Source organism: Pseudonocardia sp., assembly GCF_050250275.1.
Classification (GTDB): domain Bacteria; phylum Actinomycetota; class Actinomycetes; order Mycobacteriales; family Pseudonocardiaceae; genus Pseudonocardia.
Genome location: NZ_JBFWOY010000012.1, coordinates 41,962 through 55,690, shown reverse-complemented (window position 1 = coordinate 55,690; position 13,729 = coordinate 41,962). Strand labels below are relative to the sequence as shown.

Annotated in this window: 14 protein-coding genes; 10 read left to right on the top strand and 4 right to left on the bottom strand. The window is 71.0% G+C overall.

Translation table 11 applies throughout. The annotated features are described in order from the left end of the window. The first annotated feature begins 183 nt into the window (after nucleotides 1–183). The gene (locus AB7F12_RS13015; protein WP_428499799.1) at nucleotides 184–1,026 is read left to right on the top strand and encodes an ATP-binding cassette domain-containing protein; all 843 of its coding nucleotides are present in this window, start codon (nucleotides 184–186) and stop codon (nucleotides 1,024–1,026) included. A gap of 129 nt (nucleotides 1,027–1,155) precedes the next feature. Here AB7F12_RS13015 and AB7F12_RS13010 read toward each other — a convergent pair whose 3' ends face one another. Beyond that, entirely contained in the window at nucleotides 1,156–1,617 is a 462-nt protein-coding gene (locus AB7F12_RS13010; RefSeq protein WP_428499798.1) for a pyridoxamine 5'-phosphate oxidase family protein, read from the bottom strand. A gap of 491 nt (nucleotides 1,618–2,108) precedes the next feature. Here AB7F12_RS13010 and AB7F12_RS13005 point away from each other — a divergent pair, with 491 nt between their 5' ends. Both AB7F12_RS13005 and ygiD read left to right on the top strand, forming a co-directional pair. Then, entirely contained in the window at nucleotides 2,109–2,702 is a 594-nt protein-coding gene (locus tag AB7F12_RS13005) for a hypothetical protein (RefSeq protein WP_428499797.1), read from the top strand. A 438-nt stretch (nucleotides 2,703–3,140) separates the two neighbouring features. Continuing rightward, nucleotides 3,141–4,043, top strand: a complete 903-nt coding sequence (gene ygiD, locus AB7F12_RS13000; RefSeq protein ID WP_428499796.1) for a 4,5-DOPA dioxygenase extradiol — start codon at nucleotides 3,141–3,143, stop codon at nucleotides 4,041–4,043. Between the two features lie 48 nt (nucleotides 4,044–4,091). On the opposite strand, the gene AB7F12_RS12995 is transcribed toward ygiD, so the two are convergent. Then, complete coding sequence (locus AB7F12_RS12995; protein WP_428517024.1) at nucleotides 4,092–4,655, bottom strand: hypothetical protein; 564 nt, start codon at nucleotides 4,653–4,655, stop codon at nucleotides 4,092–4,094. 388 nt (nucleotides 4,656–5,043) lie between these two features. Here AB7F12_RS12995 and AB7F12_RS12990 point away from each other — a divergent pair, with 388 nt between their 5' ends. Then, nucleotides 5,044–5,484, top strand: coding sequence for an Hsp20/alpha crystallin family protein (locus tag AB7F12_RS12990; protein ID WP_428499477.1), 441 nt, complete (start codon nucleotides 5,044–5,046; stop codon nucleotides 5,482–5,484). A gap of 476 nt (nucleotides 5,485–5,960) precedes the next feature. On the opposite strand, the gene AB7F12_RS12985 is transcribed toward AB7F12_RS12990, so the two are convergent. Then, nucleotides 5,961–6,458: a nuclear transport factor 2 family protein gene (locus tag AB7F12_RS12985; protein WP_428499476.1), complete on the bottom strand. Its 498-nt coding sequence runs from the start codon at nucleotides 6,456–6,458 to the stop codon at nucleotides 5,961–5,963. 199 nt (nucleotides 6,459–6,657) lie between these two features. On the opposite strand from AB7F12_RS12985, the gene AB7F12_RS12980 reads away from it, so the two are divergent. Continuing rightward, nucleotides 6,658–7,929 (top strand): MFS transporter, encoded by a 1,272-nt coding sequence (locus AB7F12_RS12980; RefSeq protein WP_428517026.1) that lies wholly within the window; start codon nucleotides 6,658–6,660, stop codon nucleotides 7,927–7,929. 4 nt (nucleotides 7,930–7,933) lie between these two features. Here the strand turns inward: AB7F12_RS12980 and AB7F12_RS12975 are convergent, their stop codons facing one another. After that, nucleotides 7,934–8,395, bottom strand: coding sequence for a MarR family winged helix-turn-helix transcriptional regulator (locus AB7F12_RS12975; protein WP_428499474.1), 462 nt, complete (start codon nucleotides 8,393–8,395; stop codon nucleotides 7,934–7,936). A 43-nt stretch (nucleotides 8,396–8,438) separates the two neighbouring features. On the opposite strand from AB7F12_RS12975, the gene AB7F12_RS12970 reads away from it, so the two are divergent. From AB7F12_RS12970 to AB7F12_RS12950, 5 genes are read left to right on the top strand one after another with little or no spacing between them, the layout of a single operon-like run. Further along, on the top strand, nucleotides 8,439–9,458 hold the full coding sequence (locus tag AB7F12_RS12970; protein WP_428499473.1) for an Ldh family oxidoreductase: 1,020 nt from the start codon (nucleotides 8,439–8,441) through the stop codon (nucleotides 9,456–9,458). A 47-nt stretch (nucleotides 9,459–9,505) separates the two neighbouring features. Beyond that, nucleotides 9,506–10,531 (top strand): LLM class flavin-dependent oxidoreductase, encoded by a 1,026-nt coding sequence (locus tag AB7F12_RS12965; RefSeq protein ID WP_428499472.1) that lies wholly within the window; start codon nucleotides 9,506–9,508, stop codon nucleotides 10,529–10,531. Between the two features lie 3 nt (nucleotides 10,532–10,534). Beyond that, nucleotides 10,535–12,145 (top strand): AMP-binding protein, encoded by a 1,611-nt coding sequence (locus AB7F12_RS12960; RefSeq protein ID WP_428499471.1) that lies wholly within the window; start codon nucleotides 10,535–10,537, stop codon nucleotides 12,143–12,145. Beyond that, entirely contained in the window at nucleotides 12,142–13,098 is a 957-nt protein-coding gene (locus tag AB7F12_RS12955) for a pyruvate carboxyltransferase (protein WP_428499470.1), read from the top strand. The genes AB7F12_RS12960 and AB7F12_RS12955 overlap by 4 nt, the downstream gene beginning before the upstream one ends. Then, the gene (locus AB7F12_RS12950; RefSeq protein ID WP_428499469.1) at nucleotides 13,095–13,628 is read left to right on the top strand and encodes a type II 3-dehydroquinate dehydratase; all 534 of its coding nucleotides are present in this window, start codon (nucleotides 13,095–13,097) and stop codon (nucleotides 13,626–13,628) included. The genes AB7F12_RS12955 and AB7F12_RS12950 overlap by 4 nt, the downstream gene beginning before the upstream one ends. The last annotated feature ends 101 nt before the right edge of the window (nucleotides 13,629–13,729 follow it).

Genomic DNA, 13,729 nt, shown 5'->3' with positions numbered 1-13,729 from the left:
CGGACGTAGCCGGCGCGGACCGGTTGCGTACCGGCCGGGACCGGTTCGCAAGCTGGACCGCCGCCCTGCACACCGCCGGCGTCGCGACCCGTGGGGTGACGGGCGATCCAGGGACATCGGCGGCGAGCGGGGGGACCTTCGGCCCCATGAGGGCGTCGCCGCTGCTGCCTACCGTCCATGGACATGTGCAGCGTGCGTCGCCCGACCATGCCGGTCCTCGACGACGAACTGGATCTCGCCGTCAACCTCCGGGACGTCGTCAAGCGGTTCGGCCCCGTCACGGCGCTCGACCACCTCACCCTCCGGGTCCCGCGCGGCGAGGCGCACGGACTCGTCGGGACCCCGGGTGCAGGCAAGACGACCACGTTGCAGTTGCTCCTGGGGCGGCTCCGCCCGGACCGCGGGTCGGCGCGGGTGCTCGCCACCGACCCCCGACGGCACACCGTGGAGCTGCAACGGCGGGTGGCCTATGTCCCGCAACAGGTCTTCCGGTGGTCCCACCTGACAGGCGCCGAGCTGCTGGACACGATGTCGTTCGTGCGCGGCATCGACACGGCACGACGGGTGGAGCTGACCGAACGGTTCTCGCCGGCCCTGGACCGCGTGGGGCACACGGACTCGGCGGAGAACCGGCAGAAGATCGAGTTGATCGCCGCCCTGAGCTCGCCGGCCGAACTGCTGGTCCTCGACGAACCGGGGCGCCTCCTCGACCCCGCCGGCCGGGCGGCGCTCACCGCTGTCCTCGCCGAGCAGCGACGTCGGGGCCGGACCCTGTTGCTCACCGAGGACCCATCGGCCCCTGCCATCGACACCGCTTCGGTGTGCCGGCGCCTGACCTACCTGGAAGCGGGCCGAACGGTACGCGCGGATCACCGCGACCCGACGTCATGGGCCGCACCCGACCGGCATCGTCTGCGCCACCGCCGTGACGACGAACGCCCGTGCGGCGCAGGCGCTGCCCCGGGCCGGCCACGACCCGGCCCCCGTCGCGCGCAGTCGATGACGGGCGAGCTCGGGCCGACCTGACGGGCACCGCGGCAGGCCCGTTCCCGGGGGCAGGACCATCCGCCCGTGCTCGCGCCCGACGGGGCCTCGACGCCGGCCGTAGGAATGATCCGGCCGGGCCCGCCCTGTGGCCCGGAGCGGCTGATGTCGCTACCTCCGGCCCGCCGGATGCCGTTCTCCCGCGCAGCCCCGGCTGAGGAGACGTCCGGTGAGCCGCTGGGCGGGGATACAGAGGGTGTACCCGGTACGGCCGGGCGCCCACGGCGTCGGCAGTCGTCCTTCCAGCCCGTCGAGGCGACGCGGGGCGGTGATCTCGTAGGCCTGACCCACGGCCAGCACGCTCCACCCGGTGGCGGCCCCCGGGTCGACGTCGTCGGCCTGGAAACCGACGACGACGCCGTTGAGCGCCGCGAGGAGGACACCGCCGGCGCCGGTCCGGAAGACGATCTCCTCGCCGTCGAGCAGGAAGTTCACCGGGTGCGCGGCGGGCATCGCCGCCTGGGTGAACACGACCCGGCCGATCGCCGCGCCTGCCAGCAGGCGCAGGCACTCGGCGCGGCCGAGCTCGAGCAGCTCCGGAGAGCTGCCCGAGGCGGGTTGCGGGATCGGCACGGCGTCGAGTCTTGCAGTGGTCGCAGATGTGCCCTCGGGCCGAAAGGCCTCGCTTGCAGGGACCGTGCGCCCCACCTCGACGGGCCCCCCGGTGCGGCTTGGTTCCACCGTTCCGCCGCCGCGATCCGGCCACGGCCGGCGAGCACGTCGAGCCGCCGCGGCGCGCGTGCCGTGTCCGCGACGTCGAGCGCGAGCACCGCCTGCTCGGCGAACGAGATCACGGGCGGCACCTCGGCTGAGACGAACCCGTCGGCGCGGACGGTGATCAGCTGCCCAGCCGGTTTCCCGGGACCGTGCCGAGCGGAGGCACTTGAGGACGGCGACCGCGGCAGCGGGACGATCGCCTCGATGGTGAGCAGACCTTGGTCCCGGCACCGGATGCCTTCGGTCGTCACCGACCGGGTCCTTCACCCGCAGCGGTCACGCGCGTGCCCCGGACATGCTCCTCCCGTCCGAGTGAGCAGACGAGTACCGATGCAAGGGGTTCAGCAATGGTTGTCACCCAGGGCGATCACAGCGCCGCCGCACCCGCCCCCCACCCGGCAGCACCCACCGCGACCGAGTGGCCCCGGGCCGCCGGTGCGGCTCTCGCCGCCCTCCGGATCGGTATCGGATTCGTCTTCCTCTGGGCGTTCCTCGACAAGACCTTCGGGCTGGGGTACGCCACACCCGCCGCGAAGGCCTGGATTCACGGCGGATCGCCGACCAAGGGGTTCCTCGGTGCCGTCGACGTCGGCCCCCTGCAGACGATGTTCCACGCCTGGGCCGGGACGTGGTGGGCCGACTGGCTGTTCATGCTGACCATGCTCGGGGTCGGGGCAGCGGTCATGCTCGGCGTCGCACTGCGGCCGGCCGCGGCCGCAGGCACGCTCGTGCTCGCGCTGATGTGGTTCGCCGAGTTCCCCCTCGCACAGACCACGGCCGCCGGCACGCCGAGCGGATCGACCAACCCCCTCGTCGACTACCACGTCATCTACGCGCTGGCGCTGATCGTGATCGCAGCGGCGGGCGCCGGACACCACTGGGGCCTCGCCGCCTGGTGGGCACGCCTGCCGTGGATCCGCACCCAGCACTGGGCCCGCTGACCGAGCCCGTGGCGCCGGCCCGGCCCTGCTCCAGGCCGGTCCGGGCCGGACCGGGCCAGAGGGTCTGCCGGCACGCCGCTCGTCGCAGCACCGACCCGCACGCCCTCGAACGCGGTCCACGGCAGTGGGTCGCACTCGTCACCCCCCGACGCGGCGACGACATCGCGTTCGGAGCAGATGCCGACGAGTCCGCGCGGACCGTCCACCAGCACCGCACGGACCTCGGCGGCAAACGAGCTCCTCGATGACCTGGGGAGCGCTGCACTCGGCGCCACCGAGGCCGCCGGTGCATGCATGTAGGGCCGCGGCGGCTCGTCACCGCCGGCGGGCGGGCCGGGCGGTGTCTGCGCCCCGGGCGATCGTGTGCATCCGAGCGGGGGCGGCGCGTAGCAGCGTTGGACTGTTCCTGGGATTTCCTGGAGCATCGCCTCCTGCCGGATGACGCAGAAGGGCAGGACAGTGACGGAGTCACGAGCGATCGGAACACCCGAACTCATGCCCGCCGCGTTCATCGGTCACGGGAACCCCATGAACGCACTGGAGGTCAACCGCTACACCAGCGCGTGGCGGGCCTTCGGCGCCGCAGTGCCCCGCCCTCGCGCGATCCTGGTCGTCAGCGCCCACTGGTACATCAATGCGACCGCGGTGACCGCCATGCTCCGCCCTCGCACCATCCACGATTTCTACGGCTTCCCGACGGAGTTGTTCGCCGTCGACTACCCGGTCCCGGGCCTGCCCGAGCTCGCCGACGAGATCAGCGACGCCGTACACCCGACCTGGGTCGGCGCCGACACCGACAGCTGGGGAATCGACCACGGAACGTGGTCGGTGCTGCTGCACGCCTTCCCGGACGCCTCGATCCCAGTCGTGCAGCTCAGCATCAACGCGGACAAGCCGCTCGACTATCACCTCGAACTCGGCGCGAAGATCGCAGCGCTGCGGCGGCGAGGGGTGTTGATCGTGGGCAGCGGCAACGTGGTGCACAACCTGCAGGCGATGGACTGGGGCCTCGCCGACGACGGGTACGAATGGGCCCGCCGCTTCAGCGAGGACTCCCGGGCCGTCATGCTCGCCGAACCGACCGAGTTCGCCACGCTCGACGCGCATCCCGATTTCGGATCTGCGGTGCCGACGCCTGACCACTTCATCCCGGCTCTCTACTTCGCCGGGCTCGCCGGCGTCCAGGACGCACCGAACCTGGATGTTCTCGTCGACGGCTACGCCTACGGTTCCCTGTCGATGACCGCCTACACATTGGACCTCGACTGCGCCCACGTCGACGGTGTTGGCGGGTCGCCGCGGCCGCCGGCCGACGTCCCGCCGGACGGCTCGAACATCTGAACGTCGAGGTGTCCGGTGGCGGTCCGGGCTCGGCGGCGCGCAACAGGGTCAGCTGCGCGGAACGCCGGTCCGACGCCCCGGGGCAGATCGCGTGCGTGGACGGGCACCGGGTCGTGGTCGTGCCGTGGACGGATGGCGTGAGCTCTGCGGAAGCGGCGCATCCTCGGCAGGCGGGACCACCGACGAGGCGTGACCCTCGCGCAGGGAAGGGCTCCTCGATGCGCGAGCCGATGCGGTGGCCGGCAGGGCGCCCGTGAGGCGGGCGTGGTCGCTGTGTGGTGTCGCGGCAGCCATGTGGCGCACGGTGATCCCGACGGATTCGAGCACCCTGTCGGTCATGCTCTGCGGCCGGCACACGATCTCGACGCGAGCCGGGCTCTGGTGCGGACCCTTCGCCGCGAGTGCGGCAAGCAGCTCAGCGCCGTCCCTCGGCAGCCGTTCCAGTGCCGTCAGGTCGATCACGAGCTCGGAGCACGCGAGCCCGGTCGCCACACCTACGCACTCATCGAGCTCGATCCACGTTCTGGGCTCGATCCTTCCGGTGGCGGTGACCCACACCGTCGTGTGCGTCAGGTCGGGCGAGGTGACCACACGGATCGCGAAGCTGTTCAACGTTCGGGGCAGACCTTTCCTGCGTCTCTCGGAAGACTGGGCCGATCAGGGTAGCGAGCGGACAACGGTGCAGGGCACCAGGATCAGCCGATCGAGCGGTATCACCATGAGCGGATCGGTCCTGCGGGAATCGCTGGCGGAGCGCCCGATCACCCGCCCGGGGCGGACCGACGCGTCGGGGCATCGAGGCGGCGACCGGGTGTGCCGGCCATGAACCGCTCCCCGACGAGCGGCGCTCCATCGACAGACTCCTCATAAGTTCGGTCTTGAGGTACAGGAAATCTCTAGTTATGATGGCAGATATCTGGAGCACTCAGGTCGACACGAGGAGTGACTCCGGAGCATCGCTTGCCTCTGTCGTCGATCAACGAGAGGAGTGTGGCCTGCGATGCTGATGCGCACCGACCCGTTCCGTGACCTCGACCGACTGACACAGCAGGTGTTCGGCAACGCCCCCGGGACCTGGTCCCGGCCCTCCGCGATGCCCATGGACGCCTACCGCGCCGGTGATCATTTCGTGGTGTCGTTCGATCTGCCCGGGGTCGACCCGGAGGCGATCGAGCTCGACGTGGAGCGCAACGTGCTGACGGTGAAGGCCGAGCGGCGCCCAGCCGCGGCCGGCGAGCACGTGGAGATGCAGGTGGCCGAGCGGCCGTCGGGGGTGTTCTCCCGCCAGCTGTTCCTCGGCGACACCCTCGACACCGAACGGATCGACGCCGGCTACGACGCCGGCGTGCTCACCCTGCGGATCCCGATCTCGGAGAAGGCGAAGCCACGCAAGATCGGCATCACCGGAACCGAGGGCGGGCCCGGACAGATCAACGTCTGAATCCGGACCAGCCTCGACGTGCGGTGACCGAACCGACGCCGACAGCGGTGTCGTCACCCTGAGCACCCGGTACGCCGTCGTCGTCGAGACCGGCAGCAGTGCACAGCTACCCGACCTCGTCGCCTGCGCTAGGCCGGGACATTGTCCGGCCGCGAGACCGTTTCGCCACGTCGGTCCCCCGCCGGTTCGGCATCATCGGCGGCGTGGTGGCCGCCGATGATGGCCCCGGCGCTCGCCGTACCGGGGAGCACCGTGACCGCGCCGGCCCGCGACGATGCTCCCGCTGCCCGAGCCGTTCCGCTCGCGAACTGGTGGTCGACACCCTGCGGGAGGCAGCCATGGGGATGAGCCGGCCGTACGTCATCGACCCCGTGGTCAACCTCCGTCACGGGTACGAGGCATCGGCACGCACAGGCCGGGCAAGCCGGGCGGGTCCGGCGTCGCTGCGCGCCCGGCGGCCCGGCCCGACCTCGGCGTCATGACGCGGCCGACTCCTTCCCGCCGACGCCCGGGAAGTCGATCGCCGCCGTCGGGGACTCGTACTGCAACTGCGGCACATGGCGCCGCTTGGCGATCCTCCATCCGGACGAGCCACGGACGAGCTCGTCGGTCACCCGCACCCACCGGACGAGGACCTTCGACTCGTCCTTGAGCGCCATCGTGGCGCAGAGATGCATGTCCGCCGTGGCGATGTCACCGTCCACCGTGATCCGAACGCTGCTGATGCTGTGGTCGATGAAACCGAAGGGCTCGAGGGAGGACACCAACACGTCGGCGAACCCGTGGCCGGTGAACCGGCGCAGGCCCCCGAAGTAGGAGAGGTCGGCGTCGGGAGTGAAACAGGTGCGCATCAGCGGCTCGTCGCGACGGTCCATCGCGTGGGTGTAGCGCTCGAGGACCTCGCGGACGGCGAGCCGTTCAGCGAGTTCGCCGTCCGGCGCCGGGCTCGTCGACGTCGACGGGGTTGCTGTCATCGGGTCGTTCCCCTTCCACACGGCACGAGGCAAGGCTAATTCAGCTACCGAACACATCACAAGCATGCTTGCATTTCGGAACGTTGCTCGGCTAGCGTCCCGACGACCTCGCAGCCGCACCCGCCGCCTGCGTCATCGCCTCGAAGGAGAGGTCGCCATGTCGGCACCGTCCGAAGCGGAATCCGTACGTGCAGGTACGGTGCGCCGCACAACCTTGGCCGCCGCGATCGGCAACACCGTCGAGAACTACGACTACGCGGTGTACGGCCTGGTGGCCACCGTGCTGGCGAAGAACTTCTTCCCCGACTCCACGCCGGGGACCGCCCTGCTCTCGACGTTCGCGGTGTTCGCCGCCGCGTTCCTCATCCGCCCCGTCGGCGCCCTGCTCCTCGGCTCGCTGGCCGACCGTATCGGCCGCAAACCCACGCTGGTGATCACTCTGGTCGGCATGGCCGTGGTCAGCACGCTGATCGGCCTGCTGCCCACCGCCGCGTCGATCGGGGTGGCCGCGCCGATCCTCCTCGTCCTGCTACGCGTGGGGCAGGGTCTCGCCGCAGGCGGGGAGTACGGCACCGCGATCATCTACGCCGCCGAGTTCGCACCCGCGCACCGCAAGGGCGAGATGGCAAGCCGGGTCCAGATGGGCAGCCTTGCCGGTCTGCTCCTCGGCGCGATCATCGTGGTGGCCCTGAGCCTGACCCTCGGAGCGGAGGCCATGCAGGCATGGGGCTGGCGGGTGCCGTTCCTGCTGGCGCTCCCGCTGGGGGCGATCGGGCTCTACCTGCGGAACCGCCTGGGCGAGACCCCGGAGTTCGAGCGGGTCCAGGAGGTCGCGCAGGACCTGCCCGCGGTCGACCGCAAGCTGTGGCGCGGCCTGCTGCTGATCGGAGTGGCAGCCACCCACGCCGTGGGTTTCTACCTGGCGTTCACCTATGTGCAGAACCTGATCATCCAGCTGAAGTTCTCCCTCGTCACGGCAACCGTCGTGATCGGTGTCGCGCTGGCGGTCGGGATCGGCCTCGTACTCGCAGGCGGCCGCGTGTCGGACCGGATCGGACGCCGTCCCTCGCTGCTCATCGCGACCGCAGTGATCATCGTCGCCACGTACCCACTGATGGCCGGGCTGGTGTCGTCGACGAACCCGTGGGTGCTCGGCGTCTTCGCGGTGCTGCTGGCCGCCGCCCCGTCCTTCTACAGCGGCATCGCCCCGATCACCTACATCGAGCTGTTCCCGGTCCAGGCCCGCGGCATCGGTGTGTCATTGGCCTTCAACATCTCCGTGGCGATCTTCGGCGGAACCGTCCTGTACGTGACCCAGTGGCTGGTCCAGACGACCGGGGACAATCGGGCCGGCGCGTTCGTCCTCATCGGATCCGCGGTGCTCAGTGGCCTGACCGCTCTCGCCCTGCCCTCCGTCCTGGCGCCCCGGGCCCCGCGGACCGCCGAGCGGCTGGCCCCCGAGCCGGCCTGAGGGCTCAGTCCGGACTGGCGCGGCGCGCATCCTTGATCTCGGTCTCGACCGCGACGGCACAGCGCCGCAGGGTGGCGACGAGCTCGGGGAACTGTCCGGGCTCGAGCATGCCGCCGAGCGTCGACTCGATCTTGTCGACCTCGGCGGCCATCTCGGTGAGGCTGGTGCGCCCCGCCGGGGTGAGGGCCAGAGACATCGCCCGTTCGCTCTCCGGGTGCGGGCTGCGCTCCACCCATTCCCGTCGCTCGAGTTCGGAGACGATCCTGGTCATCGTCTGAGGCTTGACGAAGCAGCGGCGCGACAACTGCGCCAGTGACAGGTTCGGCTGCCGCTCGAGAATCTTGAGGGCCGCGTACCCGGACAGCGTCATCCGCCAGGGCTTGAGGCGCATCGCCCCGATGTTCGCCACTGCACGCTCCAGTCGCGTGACTGCATCGGTGAGGTAGTCCGCTTGGCCCGTGTCCACGCCCCGAGTTTAGACAGCATCCTTACACCTGGAGGTTCCCGACATGCCCGGCTCGACCATCACCTCAGCACCGACGGTCACGCTCGCCCTGGACGACGCCCGCCGCGTCCTGACCGACGCGCTGGGCGGCAGCGGGTACACCTCCGCGGAAGCCACGGTCATCGCCGACCACCTGCTGGACTGCGAGCTGCGCGGGCTGTCCTACGCCGGTCTCGCCCGCGCGGTGTCGATCATCGAGCGGCTCCGGGCCACCGAACCGCCGAAGCCGATCAGGGTCGATCGGGAGACCCCAGTGTCGGCAGCGCTCGACGGCGGGGACCAGGTCGGCTACCTCGTTGCGGCCCGGGCGATCGAGATCGGCCTGGAAAAGGCGCGGGCCCAGGGCATGGCCGTCGTCGGCGCCCGCCGGACCTGGTACACGGGGATGTTCTCCTACTACCTCGAACGCGTCGTCGACGCCGGGTTCGTCGGCATGATCGCGGGCAGCGGGCCCGCCATCGTCGCGCCGCACGGCGGCACCGAGGCACGGTTCAGCACCAACCCGATCGCGTTCGGCTTCCCGACGGCCGGCGGTCCGGTGATCTGGGACATCGGCACCTCGTCCATCACCCATGCCGAGGTCACCCTTGCGGGCAGGCTCGGCGAGCCGCTGCCCGAGGGAAGGGCCTACGACCCCGAGGGCCGTCCGACCACGGACCCCTCCGCCGCCCTGCGGGGGGCGTTCGCCGTGTGGGGCGGCCACAAGGGGTCCGGGCTCGCGCTCGTCGTGCACCTGCTCGGCATGCTCGCGGGTGCCTCGGCGGCCCCCGAGGGCATCTCCGACTGCGGCTTCTTGGCCATGATCGTCGACCCGGCCGCCCTCGGCGACGCCGCGGACTTCGGCGCCCGCGCGGCGGACTTCACCGAGTCCGTCCGCGCCACCCGTCCGCTCGCGGGCGGAGCGGCGGTCCGGGTCCCCTTCGACCGCTCGGCGGCCCTGCGCACGGAGACCCTCCGGCGGGGAAGGATCGAGGTCACGGCCCCCGTTGTCGACACCCTCCGCCGGATCGCCCTCGCAAATTAGACAGCATGCTTATATAATCAAAGCATACGACTACGGGAAAGTGAGTCATGGCCGACTTTTTCACGGGGATCCAGCCGCTCGAACCGGGCGAGAGCGACCCCGCCCGGCTGGCCGAGCGGGTCCGCGAGCTCGACGCGTCGGAGGCGATCGACCGGGTGCTCGTGGGGTACTCGTCGATCTGGCCGCACAACCACGCGACGGCGCCCTACATGCTGGCAATGACCGACAAGTTCTCGCCGATCGTCGCGCACCGCCCCGGGGTGATGGCGCCGACGGCGGCGGCCCGCTACTTCGCCACCCTGGACGTGCTGGCCCGTGGCCGGCTGGCGATCAACGTGGTGGTCGGGGGCTCGGACAAGGACCTGCACCGCGAGAGCGACGACACCCCCAAGTCCGAGCGCTACGAGCGGGCGATCGAGTACCTCGATCTGGTCCGCCGGACCTGGACCGAACCGTCGTCGTTCGACCACGAGGGCCGGTTCTACTCCGCCGCGAGCGTCAAGATCCTCACCCGGCCGGTCCAGGGCCAGGTCCCGATCTTCATGGGCGGCGAGAGCGACGCCGCGGTCGACTTCGGCGCCCGTCACGCCGACCTGTACATGCTCTGGGGCGAACCGTTCGCAGGCACGGAGGAGCGCATCGCGCGCGTCCGGGCCGCCGCGGACGGCTACGGGCGGCCGATGGACTTCTCGCTCAGCCTGCGGCTGTTCCTCGGCGACACCGAGGACGACGCCTGGGCCAGGGCACGCGCAGTCGAGCGGCAGATCGCCGAGGCCCAGGGCAGCCGCGCCTTCCTCCGCTCGTCGGCCACCGACAACTCCGTCGGGCGACAGCGCGCCCTGGCGCTGACCGACGAGGAGCTCCACGACACCTGCTTCTGGACCGGACTGACGAAGCTGCTGGGCGGGTTCGCCAACTCCCAGGCACTCGTCGGCACCGAGGAGCAGGTCCTGGACACCCTCGGCACCTACCACGACCTCGGGATCGGCACCTTCCTGGTCACGACCGGAGCGGAGGCGGGCTGGGACCCTGCTCTGGAGGACTTCCTGCTGCGCGCGAAGAAGGAGCTGTAGACGGTGCTCGACCTGCCATCGCTGGGCGGCGGAACGGTGGGCGGGCTGCTCACCGACCGGGCGGCCCGCACCCCCGACAAGCCGGCCCTGATCTTCGACGACGAGCAGCTGAGCTATGCCGAGCTCGACGCGGCGGCGTCCACGGTCGCCCGCGGCCTGCTCGGCCTCGGCCTGGCACCCGGCACGTCCGTCGGTGTGTTCCTGCCGAACCGCGTCGAGACCCTCGTCGCGTTCTTCGGGATCGCCCGGGCCGGACTCGTCGAGGTGCCGGTGAACACCGCCTACAAGGGCGCCTTTCTCGACCACGCGCTGGGTCACACCGACGTGCAGGTCCTGATCACCGAGCCCGGGCTGCTCGACCTGGCCGCCGCCCTCCCGGAGCGGCCGTCCGCCCTGCGGATCGTCGTTACCCTGTCCGACTCCGTCCCGGCAGGGGTGTTGCTGCCCGGCGTCGAGATCCTCACCTGGCACGCCATGCTCGCCCGCGGTGACCTGAGCCAGGCATTCCCCACCGTCGGCATCGACGATCCGGTGGGCATCATGCTGACCTCGGGCACCACCGGCCGGAGCAAGGGCGCGGTCTACCCGGCGCTGATGCCCGTGGTCGCCGCGCACGAGTTCGCCCTGGCCATGGAGACCACCGCCGACGAGCGGCTCTACACCTGCCTGCCGCTGTTCCACGGGGCAGCGAAGATCAACATCTCGTTGCACGCAATCGTCGCGGGCGCCACCGTCGTGCTCGGCCGCCGGTTCAGCGCCAGCCGCTTCTGGGATGACGTCCGCCGCCACGAGGTCACCCAGTTCAACGCCCTCGGCTCGGTGCTGCCCATGCTGCTCGCCCAGCCCCCGTCCGACCGCGACCGGGACCACCCGGCCCGCAAGGTCTTCGCCGCCCCCGCCCCTCCCCCGGTGCTCACTGCAACCGAGGAACGCTTCGGCGTGCACGTCGTGGAGGGCTACGGTCTCACCGAGATCAAGACGATCGTCTGGAACCCGATCAGCGCTCGCAAGATCGGCTCCATGGGCGTCCCGTCCGCGACGACCCTGCTCGAGGTCCACGACGATCTGGGCTTCCCGGTGCCGCCCGGACAGGTCGGCGAGATCGTGTTCCGGCCCCGCGTCCCGCACGTCATGTTCTCCGGCTACCACCACCAGCCCGAAGCCACCGTGGAGACCTCACGCGACCTCTGGTGGCACACCGGGGACCTCGGGTTCACCGACGACGACGGCTACTTCTACTTCGTCGACCGGAAGAAGGACGCCCTGCGCCGCCGCGGCGAGAACGTGTCCTCCCAGGAGGTCGAGTCCGTCCTGCTGGAGCATCCCGCCGTGGCGGAGGCCGCCGCGGTGGGCGTCGCCTCCGACCTCGGCGAACAGGAGGTCATGGCCGTCGTGCAGGCCACCGAGGGAACCGACCTGGACCTGGAGGACCTCTTCGCGCACGCCGACCGGGCGCTTCCGCACTTCATGGTGCCCCGCTACTACCGCGTCGTCGAACAGTTCCCCGCGACGCCCACCGGCAAGATCCGCAAGGCCGCGCTGCGCGAAACCGGGCTGACCGACGACACCTGGGACGCCGAGGCCGCCGGCCTCACCCCGACGAGGCACCGATGAGGACCGTGCGTCTGCGCGAGATCGCGCCGCGACTGGCCTTTCAAGCCCATCCGGTGCCGACCGAGGTCAAGATCGAGCTCGTGATGCGCCTGGTCCGCGCCGGCATCCTGGACCTCGAGCTCTCGTCGTTCGTGCGCCCCGACCTGATCCCGGGCCTGGCCGACGCCGGCGAGGTGTTCGCCGCGGTACGCACGACGCCCGGGCTGACGCTGGGCTGCTGCATCGGCAACGAACGAGGCCTGCGAGCCGCCGCCGACGCCGGCGCGGACTCCGCCACCTTCCTACTCTCGGCCGACGAGGACTTCGCGCGAGCCAACATCGGGCGTGGGACCGAGGAGTCCCTCGCCGAGCTGGGGCGCCTCGCCGCCGTCGCCGCCGACCTGGGGATCACCCTCGGCACCTACGTGATCTTCGCGTGGGGCGGCCCCGGCGGTCCCGCACGCGGCTCGGCCGAGCTCGACCCGATCGCGCGACGGCTCGTCGACATCGGCGTGACCGACTGGGTGCTCGCTGACTCCTCCGGCTACGCCGCCCCGCCCCAGATCCGCGCTCTGCTCGACCTCGCCGCGCACCACGTGCCGCTGGACTCGCTGACCGTCCAGGTCCACGACAACCGGGGTCTCGGCGTGGCGAACGTCCTCACTCTCGCCGAGCTCGGCGTCGGCACCATCGACGTCTCGGTCGCCGGAAGCGGCGGGCACCCCGCAATGCCGGGCCAGCGAGGCGGCGGGGTCTGCACCGAGGACGCCGCGCAGGCCCTGGAGCTCGCCGGCCACGACACGGGCCTCGACCTCGCTGCCCTCGTCGACACAGCCACCTGGCTGGTGGACGCCGGCGTGCCCGGCCTGGGCTTCGTCCGCCACGTCGGTCCCGTACCGCGCGCGGCGCAGGACCCGGCCGCACTGACCTTCGGCTGGAAGAACCCGACACACGAAAGCGAGCCAGCACGATGACGACCCCTTCGGCGATCGACGGACTGCGGACCTCCGACCGGCGCTACCTGATCTCCGTGATCAACGGGCCGAACGTCTCAAACCTCGCGCGGCGCAACAAGCGGATGTACGGTCCGGCCGTCTCCGCCGAGGGCCTCGAGCGGTTCACCGAGGAGTGGGGCGCCCGCCTCGGCGTCGTGATCGAGCGGTTCATGTCGAACCACGAGGGCGACATACTCGAGTACATCCACGAGTCGGGTGACCGCGTGGACGGGTACCTGGTCAACCCGGCGGGTCTGACCACCACCAGCCAGTCGGTCCCCTTCGCGCTCTACGACACCGGGAAGCCGGTGGTCGAGGTGCACTTCGCCAATATCAGGGCCGCGGCGGGGACCCCTCGCGGCCCGGTGTACGGCCCGGGCGAGTCCACCTTCACGCCGTTCGTGTCCGGCCAGTTCATGGGCATGCGCGAGTACAGCTACCCGGGTGCGCTGCTCTCCCTGGTGCTGGCGCTGGACGACGAGACCTTCTTCGGCGCGAAGGCCGAGTGACCGATGATCGACCCCGTCATCAGCGACAGCGTCCGGGCCCGGATCCGCGCGGACCGCTCACCCCGACGCCCGTACCCGCGGCGGCGTACCACGAAGTCGAG